The sequence below is a fragment of the Brevundimonas sp. D3-1P genome, assembly GCF_055809335.1.
Window position 1 is genome coordinate 2,744,974 of the sequence record NZ_CM147908.1, and the last position, 17,393, is coordinate 2,762,366.

20 protein-coding genes and 1 tRNA gene are annotated in these 17,393 nt (G+C 70.3%); 6 read left to right on the forward strand and 15 right to left on the reverse strand.

The window, feature by feature from the left end:
* Window positions 1–43 precede the first annotated feature (43 nt).
* Complete coding sequence (locus AC0L6G_RS13860) at window positions 44–1,450, forward strand: alpha,alpha-trehalose-phosphate synthase (UDP-forming) (RefSeq protein WP_473252489.1); 1,407 nt, start codon at window positions 44–46, stop codon at window positions 1,448–1,450.
* Window positions 1,451–1,453: 3 nt separating this feature from the next.
* Here AC0L6G_RS13860 and AC0L6G_RS13865 read toward each other — a convergent pair whose 3' ends face one another.
* The 6 genes from AC0L6G_RS13865 to AC0L6G_RS13890 form a co-directional block, all read right to left on the reverse strand.
* The gene (locus tag AC0L6G_RS13865; protein ID WP_473252490.1) at window positions 1,454–2,428 is read right to left on the reverse strand and encodes an esterase-like activity of phytase family protein; all 975 of its coding nucleotides are present in this window, start codon (window positions 2,426–2,428) and stop codon (window positions 1,454–1,456) included.
* Window positions 2,425–4,305, reverse strand: coding sequence for a cobaltochelatase subunit CobT (gene cobT, locus AC0L6G_RS13870; protein WP_473252491.1), 1,881 nt, complete (start codon window positions 4,303–4,305; stop codon window positions 2,425–2,427). The genes AC0L6G_RS13865 and cobT overlap by 4 nt, the downstream gene beginning before the upstream one ends.
* 41 nt (window positions 4,306–4,346) lie before the next feature.
* The gene (locus tag AC0L6G_RS13875) at window positions 4,347–5,576 is read right to left on the reverse strand and encodes a DUF418 domain-containing protein (RefSeq protein ID WP_473252492.1); all 1,230 of its coding nucleotides are present in this window, start codon (window positions 5,574–5,576) and stop codon (window positions 4,347–4,349) included.
* Window positions 5,577–5,677: 101 nt separating this feature from the next.
* Window positions 5,678–6,235, reverse strand: coding sequence for a phthalate transporter (locus AC0L6G_RS13880; protein ID WP_473252493.1), 558 nt, complete (start codon window positions 6,233–6,235; stop codon window positions 5,678–5,680).
* On the reverse strand, window positions 6,232–7,113 hold the full coding sequence (locus tag AC0L6G_RS13885; RefSeq protein WP_473252494.1) for a 3-hydroxybutyryl-CoA dehydrogenase: 882 nt from the start codon (window positions 7,111–7,113) through the stop codon (window positions 6,232–6,234). Before AC0L6G_RS13885 ends, AC0L6G_RS13880 begins: the two co-directional genes overlap by 4 nt.
* 103 nt (window positions 7,114–7,216) lie before the next feature.
* Complete coding sequence (locus AC0L6G_RS13890) at window positions 7,217–7,522, reverse strand: YggT family protein (protein ID WP_293827993.1); 306 nt, start codon at window positions 7,520–7,522, stop codon at window positions 7,217–7,219.
* A 160-nt stretch (window positions 7,523–7,682) separates the two neighbouring features.
* Between AC0L6G_RS13890 and AC0L6G_RS13895 the strand changes: the two genes are divergently transcribed.
* A tRNA-Ala gene (locus AC0L6G_RS13895) sits at window positions 7,683–7,758 on the forward strand.
* Window positions 7,759–7,804: 46 nt separating this feature from the next.
* Here the strand turns inward: AC0L6G_RS13895 and AC0L6G_RS13900 are convergent.
* The gene (locus AC0L6G_RS13900) at window positions 7,805–8,182 is read right to left on the reverse strand and encodes a hypothetical protein (RefSeq protein WP_293827992.1); all 378 of its coding nucleotides are present in this window, start codon (window positions 8,180–8,182) and stop codon (window positions 7,805–7,807) included.
* Window positions 8,183–8,323: 141 nt separating this feature from the next.
* Here AC0L6G_RS13900 and AC0L6G_RS13905 point away from each other — a divergent pair, with 141 nt between their 5' ends.
* Together AC0L6G_RS13905 and AC0L6G_RS13910 are read left to right on the forward strand one after the other, a co-directional pair.
* On the forward strand, window positions 8,324–9,115 hold the full coding sequence (locus AC0L6G_RS13905; RefSeq protein ID WP_293827991.1) for an SDR family oxidoreductase: 792 nt from the start codon (window positions 8,324–8,326) through the stop codon (window positions 9,113–9,115).
* Between the two features lie 50 nt (window positions 9,116–9,165).
* On the forward strand, window positions 9,166–9,513 hold the full coding sequence (locus AC0L6G_RS13910; protein WP_293827990.1) for a hypothetical protein: 348 nt from the start codon (window positions 9,166–9,168) through the stop codon (window positions 9,511–9,513).
* On the opposite strand, the gene AC0L6G_RS13915 is transcribed toward AC0L6G_RS13910, so the two are convergent.
* Genes AC0L6G_RS13915 through AC0L6G_RS13950 form a run of 8 tightly spaced genes read right to left on the reverse strand, consistent with a single transcriptional unit; the run spans window position 9,514 to window position 15,762 of the window.
* A complete protein-coding gene (locus AC0L6G_RS13915) occupies window positions 9,514–10,461 on the reverse strand; it encodes a 2-hydroxyacid dehydrogenase (RefSeq protein WP_293827989.1) in 948 nt (315 codons plus the stop codon).
* Between the two features lie 56 nt (window positions 10,462–10,517).
* Entirely contained in the window at window positions 10,518–11,642 is a 1,125-nt protein-coding gene (locus AC0L6G_RS13920) for a CobW family GTP-binding protein (protein ID WP_473252495.1), read from the reverse strand.
* Between the two features lie 40 nt (window positions 11,643–11,682).
* A complete protein-coding gene (locus tag AC0L6G_RS13925) occupies window positions 11,683–11,907 on the reverse strand; it encodes an alkylphosphonate utilization protein (protein ID WP_473252496.1) in 225 nt (74 codons plus the stop codon).
* Window positions 11,908–11,933: 26 nt separating this feature from the next.
* Window positions 11,934–12,713 (reverse strand): MipA/OmpV family protein, encoded by a 780-nt coding sequence (locus AC0L6G_RS13930; RefSeq protein WP_291537123.1) that lies wholly within the window; start codon window positions 12,711–12,713, stop codon window positions 11,934–11,936.
* A 34-nt stretch (window positions 12,714–12,747) separates the two neighbouring features.
* Window positions 12,748–13,485: a lysophospholipid acyltransferase family protein gene (locus tag AC0L6G_RS13935; RefSeq protein ID WP_473252497.1), complete on the reverse strand. Its 738-nt coding sequence runs from the start codon at window positions 13,483–13,485 to the stop codon at window positions 12,748–12,750.
* The gene (locus AC0L6G_RS13940; RefSeq protein ID WP_473252498.1) at window positions 13,482–14,111 is read right to left on the reverse strand and encodes a YdcF family protein; all 630 of its coding nucleotides are present in this window, start codon (window positions 14,109–14,111) and stop codon (window positions 13,482–13,484) included. The genes AC0L6G_RS13935 and AC0L6G_RS13940 overlap by 4 nt, the downstream gene beginning before the upstream one ends.
* Window positions 14,108–15,049: a cell division protein FtsX gene (locus AC0L6G_RS13945; protein ID WP_473252499.1), complete on the reverse strand. Its 942-nt coding sequence runs from the start codon at window positions 15,047–15,049 to the stop codon at window positions 14,108–14,110. Before AC0L6G_RS13945 ends, AC0L6G_RS13940 begins: the two co-directional genes overlap by 4 nt.
* Window positions 15,046–15,762, reverse strand: a complete 717-nt coding sequence (locus AC0L6G_RS13950) for a cell division ATP-binding protein FtsE (RefSeq protein WP_473252500.1) — start codon at window positions 15,760–15,762, stop codon at window positions 15,046–15,048. The genes AC0L6G_RS13945 and AC0L6G_RS13950 overlap by 4 nt, the downstream gene beginning before the upstream one ends.
* 73 nt (window positions 15,763–15,835) lie before the next feature.
* Between AC0L6G_RS13950 and AC0L6G_RS13955 the strand changes: the two genes are divergently transcribed.
* Both AC0L6G_RS13955 and AC0L6G_RS13960 read left to right on the forward strand, forming a co-directional pair.
* On the forward strand, window positions 15,836–16,825 hold the full coding sequence (locus tag AC0L6G_RS13955; RefSeq protein ID WP_473252501.1) for an MJ0042-type zinc finger domain-containing protein: 990 nt from the start codon (window positions 15,836–15,838) through the stop codon (window positions 16,823–16,825).
* Entirely contained in the window at window positions 16,818–17,351 is a 534-nt protein-coding gene (locus tag AC0L6G_RS13960) for a phosphoribosyltransferase (protein WP_291537133.1), read from the forward strand. The genes AC0L6G_RS13955 and AC0L6G_RS13960 overlap by 8 nt, the downstream gene beginning before the upstream one ends.
* Window positions 17,352–17,393: the final 42 nt, after the last annotated feature.

Genomic DNA, 17,393 nt, shown 5'->3' on the forward strand with positions numbered 1-17,393 from the left:
TTTGTCTGGCCCCGGGCCCGGGGTCGCCGAACGAAGTGGAATCATGAGCCGACTGATCGTCGTTTCCAACCGGGTGTCCGCCCCGACGGACCCTGCCGCCGGGTCGGCCGGCGGCCTGGCCATGGCCCTGTCCGCGGCGCTGCGAAAATACGACGGCCTGTGGTTCGGCTGGTCCGGCGAAACGGTCGAGCAATGGACCGGCGAGGTGAAGATCGAGGATCGCGCCGGCGTCACCGTGGGCCTGGTCGATCTGGAGGCCCAGGACGTCGATGAATACTACAACGGCTACGCCAACAAGACGCTGTGGCCGCTGTTCCATCACCGGATCGACCTGGCCCAGTACGAACGGTCCTATGGCGAAGGCTACGAGCGGGTGAACCGCCGCTTCGCCGAGGTGCTGGTCCCGTTGATCCAGCCGGACGACATCATCTGGATCCATGATTATCACATGATCCCGATGGCGCGGGATCTGCGCCGCCTTGGGGTCAAGAACCGGATCGGCTTCTTCCTGCACACGCCCTGGCCGGCGCGCCAGCTCCTGGTGACGCTGCCCCACCACCGCCGCCTGGTGGAATCGATGTTCGCCTTCGACCTGATCGGCTTCCACACCCGCGAATGGAGCGATCTGTTCACCGACTATGTCGTGTCTGAGGCGCAGGGCGAGCTGTTCGGCCACGGCGGGCTGGAGTGTTTCGGCCGCCGCGTCCAGACCGGGGTCTTTCCCATCGGCATCGACGTGGACGGCTTCCTGGCGGCGCGCAATTCGACCCTGGGGGCGCGGACCTATGACCGGATGGCGGCCTCGGCGGCGTTTCGGTCGATGATCGTGGGCGTGGACCGGCTGGACTATTCCAAGGGGCTGGAGGAGCGGCTCCTGGGCTATGAGCAGTTTCTTCAGGACAACGCCTCGATGCGCGGCGAGGTCTTCCTGTTGCAGGTCACGCCGATCTCGCGCGACGACGTGGACAGCTATCAGGACATCCGCGCGCGGCTGGACGCCCTGGCGGGGCGGATCAACGGCGCCTTCGCCGACATGGACTGGCAGCCGATCCGCTATCTAAACCGCACCTATCGGCGCGACCAGCTGGCGGGAATCTATCGCGCGGCGCGGGTCGGGCTGGTGACGCCGCTGCGCGACGGCATGAACCTGGTGGCCAAGGAATATGTCGCCGCCCAGAACCCGGACGATCCCGGCGTGCTGATCCTGTCGCGCTTCGCCGGCGCGGCGGAGCAGATGGGCGAGGCCCTGCTGGTCAATCCCTACAGCCGCGAGGAGCTGTCCGACGCCATCCAGAAGGCCCTGACCATGCCCAAGGCCGAGCGGATACGGAAATGGGACGCCCTGATGCAGGTGGTGCGCGACACCGACGTCGGCATCTGGCGCGACGACTTCGTGCGGGCGCTGCAGGGCGTTCAGGTCGCGGCCGAACCCCTGGCGGGCGCCGCCTGATCGTCAGCCAAGGTCGAACGCCAGCAGCAGGGTGCGCTGGGCCGGACTGAAGTTGTCGTCCGACAGGATGTAGAGCCGCGTCTTGCCGTTCCTGGTCTCGGCGGCGATCCCTTCGAAATTATCGGTGACGCCGGGCAGCTTCAATTCGATCAGCACCGGCCCCAGGGTTCCGTCGGGGGCCAGGCGACGCACATGGGCGCGGGCGTCGATGGGCGCGCGATAGCGGCGCTGGACGACGAACCATCCCCGCCCCGACGGATCGCGGTCGATACCGGTGATGCGGTATTCGCTGTCGGGGATCGGGGCGCCGGGCGGCGGCGTCACGACGACGCAGCGGGCGGGCGAACAGTCCCACAGACCGCCGGCCTCGCCCGCGACCCGCCAGCCGTTCGGCGCCGCCGCCAGCCCTTCCATCCCGTCGTTCTCGGCGAAGGCGAAGTCGGGCGACCGCACCGACGTCGGCCGGTCGCTCAGCCCGGTCAGCGGACCATAGTTCCAGATTCGGTGACGCCGCTCGAAACTGACCAGCAGATCGCCGGATTCGGTCAGGACCAGACCCTCGGCGTCGCCGTCCGACTTGTCCGAAATCGGCTGGCCGTTCTGGAGCGTCAGCCGGCGCGTGCGCAGACGGTCCAGCCCGATCAGACGCCCCTGCCCATCCAGTCGGATGTCGGCGCGCGCCAGGTCGCCCACGTCCGACACCGAAATCAGGCCGCCGTCGCCGGTCAGCTTCAGGTCCGACAGGCTGTGCAGAGGCGAGGTCGGCGCCGCGAGGATGTTCAGCCCGCCCGCGAAATGCACGCCGGGCGCCAGCTTGGCACCGCCGGGCAGACCCAGGCCGACGCTTCGCAGTTCCGCCGCGGCCGGGGTCCAGCCGTCCGCCGCCAGCGGATAGGGACGCGGCGCGCCCAGGGACGCGGCGCAGGCCGTCAGCGACAGGGCGGCCCACAGGACCGCCAGACGACGAAAACGGCTCATGCTGCCGCCTTGCGGCGCGACCGGCGCGCGGGCGCCGCCCCTTCGTTTTCGAACAGTTCGGCCAGTTTCTCGGTCATGGCCCCGGCCAGTTGTTCGACGTCGACGATGGTCAGGGCGCGGCGATACCAGCGGGTCACGTCATGGCCGATGCCGATGGCCAGCAGTTCGACCGGCGATCGGTTCTCGATCTCGGCTATGACCTGGCGCAGGTGCTTGTCCAGATAAAGCGCGGCGTTGGCCGACTGGGTCGAATCGTCGACCGGCGATCCGTCGGAGATGACCATCAGGATGCGGCGCTGCTCGGAGCGGGCCAAGAGGCGGCCATGCGCCCATTGCAGGGCCTCGCCGTCGATGTTCTCCTTCAGCAGGCCCTCGCGCATCATCAGGCCCAGGCTCTTCTTGGCGCGGCGCCACGGCGCGTCGGCGGCCTTGTAGATGATGTGGCGCAGGTCGTTCAGCCGCCCCGGATTGGGGGGCTTGCCGGCGCTGATCCAGGCTTCCCGACTTTGTCCGCCCTTCCAGGCGCGAGTGGTGAATCCCAGGATCTCGACCTTGACGCCGCATCGCTCCAGCGTGCGCGCCAGGATGTCGGCGCAGACCGCCGCCACCATGATCGGCCGTCCCCGCATAGAACCGGAGTTGTCCAGCAGCAGGGTGACGACGGTGTCGCGGAACGGGCTTTCGCTCTCGGCCTTGAAGGACAGGGGGGCGGTCGGGTCGGTGACGATCCGCGTCAGGCGGGCGGTGTCCAGCATCCCCTCTTCCAGGTCGAAGATCCAGGCGCGGTTCTGCTGGGCCAGGAGGCGGCGTTGCAGCTTGTTGGCCAGCCGCGACACGACGCTGGACAGGATGGCCAGCTGGCCGTCGAGCAGGGCGCGCAACCGGTCCAACTCCACCGGGTCGCACAGGTCGGCGGCGTCCACCACCTCGTCGAAGGCGGTGGTGAAGACGCGGTAGACGTCGACGGCGCGGCCGTCGTCGGCGGTCTGCTGCCGGTTGGGCTGCTGGCCCTCCTGCAGTTCGGGGCCTTCGTCCGAGCCTTCGCCGTCGGGGTCGGCGGGGGCGCCGTCGGGGCGGCTTTCGCGCTCATCATCCGAAGACTGATCGTCGGCGTCGCCCTCCATCGACTGGGAGCCTTCGCCGCCGTCCTCTTCCTCCTCCTGGTCCTGATCGTCGTCGGCGGCGGGGTCCTGGGGATCGGGCTCCTCGTCGCCGGGGTCTTCGGCCGCGTCCTCGCCGCGTCCGTCGCCTGGGTCCAGGTCCAGCGCGCGCAGCACCTCGTGCATCTTGCGGGCGAAGGCCTCCTGGTCGTCCGCAATCCCGGTCAGAGCGTCCAGACGGCCGCCGGCCTTGGCCTCGATCCCGGCGCGCACCAGGTCCAGCATGGGCTTGGCCCCGTCGGGCGCCGGACGCCCGGTCAGCCGCTCGCGCACCAGAAGGGCGACGGCCTCGGACATGGGCACCCGCTCGGCCTCGTTGATTCTCAGGGCGCCGGTCTTTTCCAGCCGGGTCGCCAGGGCGGCGCCCAGATTGTCGCGCACCCCGGCCAGATGCTCCGATCCGACGGCCTCGATGCGGGCCTGTTCAACCGCATCGAACACCTCGGCCGCCTTGGCGTCGGCGGGCCGCATCCGGCCGTCGACCGCCGTGTCGTGGTTGGCCAGCCGCAGGGTTAGCCTGTCGGCCTGGCCGCGCAGGGACGCGCTTTCGGGGCCGGACGGGTCGCGCGGCGGATGGGGCAGGGTTAGGACGCCGTTCGCCAGGCGCGGCCCGTCCGAACCGAAGGCCACCTCCAGCTCGGGCTGTTCGGCCAGGGCCCGCGCGGTCTGGCCCAGCGCGCGCTTGAAGGTTTCGGCGGGGGTGTCCGGGGCGGCCATGCCCTTCAGTTAGTCGGTTCGCGCCGGCGATAAAAGCATCGTCAGCCCGGTTTTCGCAGCGGCAGCCGCCGCCCGCGGGTCAGGCTGCGCCACAGCCATTCGGCCGGCCCCATCTGGAAGCGCGACAGCCACAGCGGCGACCAGGTCAACTGCAGGGCCCAGACGCCGATAACCACGGCCCACAGCATCGGCCGATCCACCTGTCCCATCAGCCCCAGCCCCCGTCCCCCATAGAACAGGCTGGTCATGATGATCGACTGGGCCAGATAGTTGGTCAGGGCCATCCGCCCCGTCGCCGCCAGCGGCCTAAGCGCCCCCGCCCGTCCCGCCTTCCAGATCAGGATCAGGACCGAGGCGTAGGCCAGGCCGATCAGCGGGTTCAGCAGCCCCTCGACCCCGGCCGTCCACATCATCTCCATACGCGCCACATCGTCCGTCCAGGTCAGGCCGCAGATCACGACCAGGGCCGCCGCCCCCGCCGCCGCGACCCGGCGGTACAGGCGCGCGGGCAGGGCGCCGCTCAAAAATCCGGTCTTGAACAGCCCTAGGCCGATCATCATCAGCCCCACGGTCGGAAAGACGAAGATCGTCAGACTGGACAGCTGCAACTGCGTCCAGGCCTTGAAGTTCTGGCGATAGGCGCCGGCCAGGGATCCGGCCGCATCGGCGATGTCGGCCTTCACCTGGGCGATCTGGGCGGCGGCGGGGGTCATCTGAGCGGCGATCCGCGCCTGCACATCGGCCGGCGCGAACTGCAGGCTGAGCGGCCCGGCGATCTGCACCAGGGAAAAGAGGCCGAACAACACCAGCCCGACCCGAAACAGAACGACCGGCCGCCACGACCGCGCCAGCATCACGAACAGCCCCGACCAGGCGTAGAGCAGCAGCACGTCCCCCCACCAGATCGCAAGCCCGTGGATCAGGGCGATCGCGACCAGCCAGGACAGCCGTCGCCGCAACAGGCGCCCGCGCCGGACGTCCCCGCGCTCCCCGCCGACCAGAAACAGCGAGGCGCCGAACAACATCGAGAACAGGGAGATGAATTTCTGGTGGAACAGGGCGTCCACGATCCACTGCGCCGCCGCCGAGACGCCTGTCTCTGGAAAGGGCCACAGTCCCGGATTTCCATAGGCCGACAGGGTGACGGCGAAGCCGTCCGCATTGACCGCCAATATGCCCAGCACCGCCAGTCCGCGCACCAGGTCCAGAGTGGCGATGCGTTCCGCGGCGGGCTCGGCCTGCGCATCCGGCCGGGTTTGCGACTGCGGCATTCTGCGGACCCCCCGATCCTCGATCGGCTCCAGCTTTCCGCGCGCCACGCCTTCCCGTCAATCCCCGCGTCGATTCCCGGCGCAACGCCGGGCGCCGGCGATCAACCCTTGGGCATCAAGCCCAGGCGATCCTTGACCGCAGGTCGGGTTTCGAAGGCGATGAAGGCCGCGCACAGGCCGGCCCACAGGGCGTAGCTGACGCCCACGACCATGGCGATGGGCAGGCCGCCGACGCCGAAGATCAGCAGGGTCGTCTCCGTAGCCCCCAGGGCTTGCATGACGTCGCCGGCCTCGAACCAGCCCATCACGCTCATGGCCACGGCCATGACGATCTGCACCGCGGCCGCCGCCAGGCCGCCGTACAGCATGAAGCGCCACACCACGCCCAGCCGCGTGCCCGGCCGTCCGTCGCGCCGGCGCTCGGCCAGGATGCGATAGAGGGCCAGGGGAACCGCGATCAGCCCGATCAGCAGCACCACCAGCCGCCAGTCCATGTCACGTCCCGGCAGGACCGCATGCGGCGGCCAGACCAGAAGCGTCGCCCACAGGGGCGGCCAGGCCGCCCCCGCCAGACAGGCCAGGATGGGATACAGCGGCGCCGGGCGCGCCGCGATGACCGCCTGTCCCGGCAGGTCGGAATAGGTCTCGAACCGGCTCATCGCGTCGGCGCCGGCGTCGAACCGGAATAGTCGTAGAAGCCGCGCCCGCTCTTGCGTCCCAGCCAGCCCGCCTCGACATATTTAACCAGCAGCGGGCAGGGCCGGTATTTGCTGTCGGCCAGGCCGTCGTAGAGCACGTTCATGATGGCCAGGACGACGTCCAGCCCCATGAAGTCCGCCAGTTCCAGCGGACCCATCGGATGGTTGGCCCCCAGCCTCAGCGCCTTGTCGATGGAGGCGACGTTGCCGACGCCCTCGTACAGGGCGAAGATCGCCTCGTTCATCATCGGCACCAGGATGCGGTTGACGATGAAGGCGGGGAAATCCTCGGCGTCCGTGGTCGTCTTGCCCAGGCTCTCGGCGAAGGCGACGGCGGCGGAATGGGTCTCGGCCGAGGTGGCGATGCCGCGCACGATCTCGACCAGTTTCATGGTCGGGGCCGGCTTCATGAAATGCAGGCCCACGAACCGGTCGGGCCGGTCGGTCGCGGACGCCAGACGGGTGATCGAGATGGAGGAGGTGTTGGACGCGATCAGCGTCTGGGGCCTCAGGTGGGGCACGACCTCGGCGTAGATGGCCTTCTTGACCGTCTCGTCCTCCAGGGCCGCCTCGATGACCAGATCGGCGCCCGCGACCGCCTCGGCGATCCCGCCGGTCAGGACGATGCGGGCCAGGGCGTCGTCGGCGGCCGCCCGATCCACCAGGCCCCGCCCCGCCTGCCGGGCCAGACTGGCGGCGATCTCCCCCTGGGCCAGCGGCAGACGTCCGGAGGCGACGTCGTACAGCCGCACCGAATAGCCCCCCAGCGCGACGGCCTGGGCGATGCCTGCGCCCATCTGTCCGGCGCCCAGAATGGCGACTGTGGAGATCGTGCTCATGAACCGTGGTCGAAAGTGGTCGGGCGGGCACCTTTAGGAAGGACGGCGCGCGGCGCAAGAGCGGATCGACGCTCGAAGGCCAGATTCCGCCCCCCGTGTCGCCTCAGCCCAACAGCTGGATCAGCGCCGGCGCCGCCGTGCGGTTGAACAGCACGCTGAGGAACTGCAGCAGCAGGATCACCACGATGGGCGAGATGTCGATGCCGCCCAGGTTGGGAATGATGCGCCGGAACGGCTCCAGCAGGGGGGCGGTGATCCTGTCCAGGAAAGTCCCCACCGAATAGACGAAGCGGTTGCGATAGTTGACGACGTCGAACGCCACCAGCCAACTCAGAATGGCCTGGGCGATGATGAGCCAGATCATCAGACTGACGACGGTGTTGATCAACCAGACGATCGCGTAACCCATGAACCGTGCCTCCTTGCCGGAACGGCGCTTCTAGCCTGTTCGCGCCCCGCCCGACAACGCCCGTGTCGCCCCTGCGCCGATTGCGCGCACAAGTCCGTTGACACCACGGCCGCCCGCCTTCTATGTCCGCCCTCGCCTGTGAAACCCGATCCAGCCGGACGGGGCCGTAGCTCAGTTGGTAGAGCGCGTCGTTCGCAATGACGAGGTCAGGGGTTCGACTCCCCTCGGCTCCACCAGGCGTTTTCTGAGCGATGGGTCAGGGGCGGTGCGGCGCGCGGCGTCTCAGCGCAGGGCGACGTAGCCGCGTTCGATCATGCGGCGCAGCGCCTCGTAGGCTTCTGCCAATTCGTCGAAGGCGGTGCGGGCCCCGGTCAGGCGGGCGATCTGGTCGGGGGTCGCGGCCGAGCCGGACTGGGCCAAGCGCAGCGATTCCGCCACCCATTTGGCGCGGGCGGCGGCGGTCATGACCGCCAGTTTTTGAAGCGAGGCGGCGTCGACCCCGGTCAGGGCCTGGCCGATCACCTCCTTGTTGGCGACATAGGCGGCGTAGTCGATCTGCTCCAGCTGGCCGCGCAGGCGGCGCTGCTCCTGCGGGTCGGCGTCCTGCGGCTCGAAATGATCGCTGTGGCGGCGGACGCCCGAGGTCATCTTGGTCGACATGGGGCTAAGCCCTCCCCGGCCTGTCCCGGCGGCCGTCGCGGGCCGCTCGGGGACGAGGGTTGCGCCGCATCGGTTAACGCGCCGTTGCCTCGGCGGGCCGGGCGCCCGATATCGGGATCGCCTTCTTGTTCGGAGACGACGATGGACCTGAAACTTCAGCGTAGACGCGCCCTAATCTGCGGCGGATCGTCCGGCCTGGGGCGGGCGGTGGCGACGGCTCTGGTCGCCGAGGGCGTCCATGTGATCCTGCTGTCGCGCCACGCCGCTTCCCTTTCGGAGGCGGCCGAAGCGCTGAACGCCATGGGGCCGGGCCGCGCCGGCTTCGTGACGGCGGACCTGGCCGATCACGAGGGGCTCCTTAAGGCGGTCGACCAGGCCGAGGCGCAACTGGGCGGGCCGGTAGAGATTCTGCTGAACAACACCGGCGGCCCGCCACCGTCCGGCGTGTCGGGACTGGAGCCGGCGGTGTGGCGCGATCATTTCGAATCCATGGTGCTGTCGATCTTCCGCCTGACCGACCGGGTTCTGCCGGCCATGCGCGCGGCCGGCTGGGGGCGGATCCTGAACGTGGCCTCCATCACCGTGGTCGAGCCGTCGGCGGCTCTGGGGGTGTCCAATACGCTCAGGGCCTCGGTGGCGGCCTGGGCCAAGACCCTGGCGAACGAGGTCGGGCCGGACGGAGTGACGGTCAACACCCTGCTGCCCGGCCGGATCGACACCCCGCGCATCGACCGTCTGGACCGGGCGGCGGCCGAACGGACAGGCATGACGCCGCAGCAGGCGCGCGCGGACTCGGTCAAGTCCATCCCCGTCGGCCGCATAGGCTCGACCGAGGAGTTCGGCGCGACCGCCGCCTTTCTGGCCAGTCCCCTGGCCGCCTATATCACCGGCTCGCTGATCCGGCTGGACGGCGGGGCGGTCAAGTCGATCTAGGCGATCGCAGGTTGTGGATGTAATCTGTCGCCTCAGGTTGGAGGTTTGCGATGCTGTCCCTGCTGATGCGGATCGTCGTCGATGGCGCGGCCATCCTTCACTCGGCCCCTGTCGTCGATCCGGCGATGGTCAGGCCGTCGCCGGTCGTGGGCCGGGCCATGCCGGTCTGCGGGTCCGAACGGCGCCGGGCCGGCGCGGCGACCGATCGCCCCGGTCCTCTGTCTCGGGACGAGGGCGAGGCGAGACGCTATCTGCTGTTCGACCTGCGCGACCGGAACAACTGTCCGACGCCGATCAGCTATGACGTGCCCGGGCAGGGCCGGGCGCTGGGGCGCAACCTGCTTTCGTCCGATCCAGCGCGGCCGACGCCTATGCTGCGCGCGCCCTCGAGGCGTTGATCAGTCGGGAACGGGGCTGACCGCCGGGCGGCCCGACAGAACGGCCTCCAGATTGGCGATCATCAGATCGGCCATGGCCTGGCGCGTCTGGACAGTGGCCGAGGCGACGTGGGGCGCCAGGACGCAACGGTCGCTGTCGATCAGGGCCTGGGGGACGTTCGGTTCGTCGGCGAAAACGTCCAGGCCGGCGCCGCCTAGTCGGCCCGAGGCCAGGGCCGCGATCAGGGCGTCCTGATCCACCACCTCGCCGCGCGCCACATTGATCAGCACGCCGTTCGGTCCCAGGGCGTCCAGCACCTCGGCCGAGACCAGGCCGCGAGTCGAGGCGCCGCCGGGCACGATGACGACCAGCACATCGACCTGGCCCGCCAGTTCCACCAGGTCCGGCACGTGCCGCCATGGCGCGTCTCCGACCGGGCGACGGGTGTGATAGGCGATCTCTCCGGCCAGGGGCGCCAGGCGCTCGGCGATGGCCCGGCCGATGCGGCCCAGACCCAGAAGCCCGTATTTCAAACCTGTCGCGCGGCGCGACAGCGGCGGCGGCCCCTCCGACGCCCATCGGCCGGCGCGCACATAGGCATCCATCGCCGGCAGGCGCCGCAGCGTCCCCAGCGCCAGCAATAGCGCCATGTCCGCAACGTCGTCGTTCAGAACGTCGGGCGTGTGGGTCACGACCACGCCGCGCGACCGGGCGTGGGCGACGTCGGTCAGGTCGTAGCCGACGGCGTGGACGGAAATGATCTTCAATGCCGGCAGGGCGTCGATCAGCCGGGCGTCCACGCTGACGGCGCCCGAGGCCGCGACGGCGACGATCCGCTGGGCGATCTCGGGCGGCGCCAGGCCGTCGGCGCCCGGATGATGCAGGGTCCAGCCCCGCTCCGTCGCCTGTCGGGTCAGGATGTCGTCGGCCAGGGCCGGCAGGCCGATCACCAGGATGTCGATGCTCATGAAACGCTGTCCAGGGCCGTTATCGGGTGCTGTTGTGGGGGCTGCCGTCGGCCCGCTCAGGCCGCGCAGGCCTCGAAGCCGCGGCGCAACTCGGCCTCGTCCAGATCGCGGCCGATGAAGACGGCCCGGCTCCAGCGGCGCTCGGCGGCGCCCCATTCGCGTTGCAGATCGCCCTCCAGGATCATGTGAACGGCCTGGAAGACCAGGCGGCGGTCCTCGCCCTTGACGTCGATGATGCCCTTGGCGCGCAGGATGTTCTGGCCCTGCTCGCCCAGCAGTCTGTCCAGCCAGGCGGTGAACCTGGCGCCGTCCAGCGGCCGGTCCAGAGACAGGGATATCCCCTTGATGTCGTCCTGGTGGGCGTGTCCGCGCGCGCTGTGAGCGTGGTCGTGGTGGCCGTGCCCGTGGTCATGGTCATGACCATGATGGTCGTGGTCGTGGCCGCAGTGCTCGTCGTGGACATGGCCGTCCGCGCCGTGCGGCGGGTTCACGAAGTCCGGCTTGACCTCGAGAATCCGCTCCAGGTCGAAGGCGTGGACGCCCAGCACCTGGTCCAGCGGCACGTTCGACCGTTCGGCCCGCACGATGGGCGCCAAGGGGTTCAGCGCCCGCAGACGCGCCTCGACCGCGTCCAGCTCCTCGGGCGTGGCCAGATCGACCTTGTTCAGGATGATCCGGTCGGCGAAGGCCACCTGTTCGCGCGCCTCCTTGGAATCGTCCAGACGGGCCATGACGTGTTTGGCGTCGACCAGGGCGGTGACGCTGTCCAACCGGGTCTTGGCCTTGACGTCCTCGTCGACGAAGAAGGTCTGGGCCACCGGGCCGGGATCGGCCAGGCCCGTCGTCTCCACGATGATGGCGTCGAAGGCGGGCTTGCCGGGGCGCTGGCGCTTCATCAGGCCGGCGACGACGCGGATCAGGTCGCCGCGCACGGTGCAGCAGACGCAGCCGTTGTTCATCTCGAACACGTCCTCGTCGGCGCCGACCACCAGGTCGTTGTCGATGCCGATCTCGCCGAACTCGTTGACGATCACGGCGTAGCGCTTGCCGTGGTCCTCGGTCAGGATGCGGTTCAGCAGGGTCGTCTTGCCCGCCCCCAGATAGCCGGTCAGGACGGTGACGGGGATCTTGCCATGCGTGGCGGCGGGGGCGGGGGCGGGGGCGGCGAGGGTGTCGGTCATGGCCGCTAGATGGCGGCTGACGCAGCGCTTGGGAAGAGGGTCAGGCCTTCTTGACGAACTCGGTGCGCAGAACCAGGCCGCGCACCTTCTCGACATTGGCCTCGATCTCGTCGGGATCGCCGGTCAGGCGGATGTTCTTGACCATCGTGCCGCGCTTCAGCGTCACCCCGCCCGACCCCTTGACCTTGAGGTCCTTGATCAGGGTCACGCTGTCGCCGTCGGCCAGGATGTTGCCGTTGGAATCCTTGGTCGGGTCTTCGGTCATGCCGTCATGCTTCTCAAAAAGGGCGGTCAATCCGCGCTGGAGAAGCGTATTACGCCGATCAGGCCGGCGCGCCACACGTGGTCGTCGCTGACCAGGGGGCTGTCCTTGACGTCCCCCAGCCGCTGCTCGTAGTTGACGAAGCCGCCGACGCCGAAACGCTTGCCGACCGGAACAGCCAAAAAGGCGACGGCGCCGGCGCCCGACAGGCCGCCCGAGGCCTCATAGGGCTGGTAGCCGCTGCCCGGCGCCTGTTCGGCGGTTACGCCGTAGTAGCGCTGGATGCGTTCGTCGCTGCCGCCCGTGACATAGCCGCTGACGCGCAGCAGGCCGACGGGCGTGACGCGCTGATGACCGACGGAGGCGAAATACTGGGTCCCGGCGTCGTCGCCCGAGACATCCTGGGATATCCGGCCGCCGACGACGATTCCGCCGAACCGCTTGTAGGCGTAAAGGGCCGCGTCGGCCCCCAGGCCCGGGCGATCCAGGCTGGAGCCTTCGATGTCGCCGGCGGCGAAGCGGGGCCGGATCTGCACCCCGGCGCGCAGGTCGTCGGTCTTCAGCGCGTTCCAGCCCACGCCGTCCAGGCCGTTGGCGTAAACGACGTCCTTGTAGCTGGCGGAACCCCAGGCGGTGTAGTTGACGTCGTCGCCCGTATTTCCCGTGGCGCTGAAGCCGTGAGTGATCCCCCCGCCGACATCCACGCGCCAGGTCTTGGGCGCCTCGACCTGCTCATAGGGTTGGGACTGGGCCAAGGCGGAACCGGCGACGGCGGCGAAGGCGACGGAGAGCAGCAGGGGACGAAGCACGGGCGTTTCCATTGGCGGCGCCCGATCCGACAGGTCAGGCCGGGTCAGAGTGCACAAGCGCCGCCTTTGGCTCCAACAGCGCCAACGAAGCCGTCTCGATGCGACTTTCCAGCAACGCCATCATGGCCCCGCGCTTCATCCCGGCGGGGATCGGCTCCAGGAATTCGAACACGGCCACGCCGGGGCGGCGGCGGAAGCCATGGGCGGGCCAATGGAGGCCCGAGTTGGTGGCCACCGGCCAGCACGGCCCCTCCAGGTCGCGGTAGATGGCAGCGACGCCGGGCTTGTAGTCGCCGGGCACGCCCGGATCGTTGCGCGTCCCCTCGGGGAAGATCACGATCTGGCGGCCTTGGGACAGGCGGGCCCGGGCCTGGCGGGTCATGTCCTTCAGCGCCCTGGCGTGGCCGGCGCGGTCTACGGCGATCATCCCGGTCTTCCAGGCGAACCAGCCGAAAAAGGGCAAGGGCATCAGCTCCTTCTTCATCACGAAACAGGCGTCGGGCAGCACCGCCAGCAGAGCCACGATGTCCAGCATCCCCTGGTGTTTGGACGCGACCAGGGCGGCCCCGGACGGCCGGTTCTCCAGACCCCGGAAATCGACCTTGACGCCGGCGATCCGGCGCAGGCCGAACAGCACCGTCCTGGCCCACAGCTTGACGACGCCCATGGCGAACCGATGCGGCATCACAAGCGCCGGCGACAGTCCGATGGCGAAGATCGGCATCGACAGATAGAGCCAGGCGGCGAACAGGAGGGAACGCAGCATATTCACTTAGGCGGGGCCTTTTCGGCGGAAACGGAAGGGACGGGCCGGTCCCCGGTCAGGCGGCGCACGCCCTCGCGGCCCAGCACGGCGAGATACTTCATATACTCCAGCGTCATCCGCCGCGCCGTCACCGCCGCCCGCCACCAGCGCGCATTGTCCAGCGAGGGGGTCGAGACGGCGTAGGGCGTCAGGGTCGCGCCCGGCAGTTGGCCCCTGATCTCCACCAGGGAGCGCGGCATATGATAGTCGGAGGTCACGACGATCAGGCTGCGATAGCCCTTGGACCGCGCCCAGGCGGCGATCTCCTGGGCGTTGCCCACCGTGTCCTCGGCCTCGAAGCCCAGATCGACGCAACAGTTGAACAGGCGACTGGAGCCGGGGGTCAGTTCGCGCAGTTCGCGGCGGCGCACCTCGCGGTTGACGCCCGAGATCAGCACCCGCTCGCCCTTGCCCTGTTCCAACAGGCGGATGGCGGCGTTGACGCGCTCGGACGAGGGGCCGGTCAGGGCCACGATGGCGTCGGCGCGGGCGGGGTCTTCGGCCGGCGTCAGTTCGCGCACCCGATGGGCGAAGGCGAACAGGCCGACCAGCCAGATCAGGCCGGCGATGAAGACGACGCTCAACAATCTCATGCGTCCCCCCCGCCCGCATCCGAGGCCAATACCCGCATGGCGGCGAATCTCGCGGCCAGAACCGCGACCGTAGCGGCCAGCAGCGGGCATGGCGAGAGCAGCAGGAGGTCGCCCCACGCCACCGGCAGGGCCGCCGTCAGACCGCCCGATCCGCCCAGCAGGCGCAGACCGGCGACAAGGACGGCGGCCAACCCCGCCCCGATCACGCCAGCGCCGGCCGCAAGCCCACCGAATCGGCGCTGGAACAGGCCGGCGATCCGCCCGTCAGTCGCCCCGTTCAGGCTCAGGGTCTCGATCACGCCGCGTCCGGCGGCCAGTCCCGCGCGGGTGGCGTAGGCGATGGCGGCGGCGGCGGCGAAGGCCGTGGCCAGGAAGGCCGCACCGGCCAGAACGGTGATCAGATTGGCCGAGCGCTCGACCTCGCCGCGCCACAGGCTGTGGTCGTCGACCGTGGCGTCCAGCCCCGCCTCGGCCAGGGCGCGGCTCAGGGTCACGGCGCTGGCCGGCGCCTCGGGGTCCAGCCGAACCGTGACCAGGTGGGGCAGCGGCAGGTCGGGCAGGATCGCATCGCCCAGCCAGGGGCGCAGCAGGTCTTCGGCCGCCTTGCGGTCAAGGGCGGCGGCCTCCTCGACCCCTTCGACGCCGGCCAGGGTCTCGGCCGCGCGACCGGCGGCGGTGTCGCCGGTCTCGCCGACGCGGGGGCGCACCTGGACCGTGGCCTCGGCGCCCAGCTGCCTGGCCCAGCCGTGGGCGGCGCGGTCGGCGGCGGAGGCGGCGACGGCGGCCAGGCAGGCCAGGAAGCACAGGACCGCGATCACCGTCATCAGCCACGGCTCGCCGGCCGCGGCCGGCGGCAACAGGCCGGCCCGCCCCCGCCCGAACGGCGAACGCAGCTTCGGCAGGGCCCAGCGAGGCGTGAAGTCCGAAAGGCGGATCATGCGGCCGCCGGTCCCGGCGCGTGCAGCCGACCGCCCTCCAGCCGCAGGACGCGCGCGCCCGACCGCTGGGCCAGGGCCTCGTCGTGGCTGGCGATCAGGACCGTGGCCCCCAGCCTGTTCAGCGACTGGAACAGGCGCAGCAGCTTGTCGGCCATGACCGCGTCCACGCTGCCGGTCGGCTCGTCCGCCACGATCAGGCCGGGGCGGGCGATGACGGCCCGCGCGATGGCCAGGCGCTGCTTCTCGCCGCCCGACAGGGCGGGGGGAAGGGCGTCCATGCGCCGCCCCAGCCCGACCCATTTCAGCATCTCCTCGACGTCGGCGGCGTAGTCGGCCTCTCGTCCGCCCGCCAGCCGCAGCGGCAGGGCGGCGTTGTCGAAGGCGGACAGATGGTCCAGCAGGCGGAAGTCCTGGAACACCACCCCCATCCGCCGGCGGAAAGCAGGGATGTCGCGCCGGTCGATCCGCGAGACATCGGCCCCGAACAGACAAAGACCGCCCCTCAGCGGCCGGTCCGCCAGGGTCAGGAGCCGCAGCAGCGAGGACTTGCCAGCCCCGGAAGGCCCGGTAAGAAAGTGGAAAGAGCCGCGGGGCAGAATGAGGTTAACGTCCCGCAGCACGTCGGGCGCGCCTGCATAGCCGAAGCCGACGCCCGACAGGCGCGCGGTCTCGGTCATGGTCTCGGTCATGGCGGCGGGTTCGGCGGACGGCATGGACAGGGTTCAGGAAATAGGGGGCGCGACGTCGCGCCTCGCGGGAGGGGGCGACAGCCTCGCAGTCAGCCACATGATACTGACCTGCCCCGCCTGCGCCACCAGCTATTTCATTCCCGACGACGCCGTGGGGCCGCAGGGACGCAAGGTGCGCTGCCAGTCCTGCGGCGAGGTGTGGCGCGCGACCCCCGACGAGCCGCTGGAACTGATCCTGACGCCCGAGGCGACGCCCGCTGCGCAGCCGGCGCCACAAGAGCCGGAACCCGAAGCCGCCAGCCTGGCCGAGACCCCGGCGCCGGAACTGCCCCGCGCCTTCCGCGCCCGCGCCGAGCGCCAGAAGAAGCTGCGGCGGGCCGCCGCCCAGGGCGTGGTCTGGGCCGCGCTGGCGGCGGTCTTCATCGGACTGGTCGTCGCCGCCTTCGTCTTTCGGGTGGAGATCGTCCGGGCCTTCCCGCGCGCGGCGTCGGCCTATGCGATGGTCGGGGCGCCGGTGAACGTCGTGGGTCTGGACTTCGAGGCCCTGACCGCCAAGTCGGCGCCGAACCGGCCGGGCATGGTCCTGGTGTCCGGCGCCGTGCGCAATGGGCGCGACGCCGAGATCGTGTCGCCGCCCATCCGCGTCGCCCTGCTGGACGCCCAGGGCGCCGAGGTCGGCTTCAAGATCGTCAGGATCGACGGACCGCCCGTCCTGCCGGGCAAGGTCCAGGGGTTCGCCGCCCTGATCCCCGATCCCGGCGGGCACGGGGCCGGCATCGGCGTGGACTTCGCGCCCGCGCCGCCCGCGCGCGCCAAGGCTTCGATCGGTAATGGGGAAAAGCCCGCGACGCCCCCCGGCGCCGATCACGCCCCTTCGTCTGCGGCCTCCCCGGCAGCGCCTGCGGGCCAGGTGGGCCAGGCCGCCGCGCACGGCCTGCGCTCGGCGACCGCGCCCGGCGCCGATACGTCCCACGCCGCCCCGGTCGAGGCGCGGCCGGCGAACGCCGCCCCGGCCAAGGCGACGGTAGGCAAGGCGACGGTGGACAAGCCCCGCGGCAAGGCGGTATCGGCCTCGCATCATGGCTGATCCCTCCCCGACGCCGACCGTTCTCCTGCCCGAGGCCGATGTCGCCCGCATCGTCGCCGAGCTGGCCCGGCGCATCGCGCCCGCGATCGACGACGAGACGGTCGCCGCCGTCCTGCTGACCGGCGGCCTGTGGTTCGCCGCCGACCTGACCCGCGCCCTGGCCCGCGTCGGCCGCAACGTCCGCTTCGACGCCCTGTGGCTGGCCTCGTATGGCGACGAACAGTCCAGCCGGGGCCGGATCGACGTCTACGCCCCGTTCCAGCGCCCCATCGCCGGCCGTCGCGTCCTTATATTGGACGACGTGTTCGACACCGGCCTGTCCCTGGCGGAGGCGGTCCGCATCGCGAGGGAAGCCGGCGCGTCCGAGGTTCTGACCTGCGTCTTCGCCCGCAAGCCCTGGCCCAGGCCCCGCGCGCCCGAACCCGACTTCGTCGGCTGGGAGGCTCCCGACCGCTTCCTGGTCGGCTATGGCCTGGACCACGCCGGCGCCCTGCGCGGCCTGCCGGACGTCTGCGCCCTGGATTGAGGCGCGCCGTCGGGGCGCGTAATCCGGCGGGCGCTCAATTTC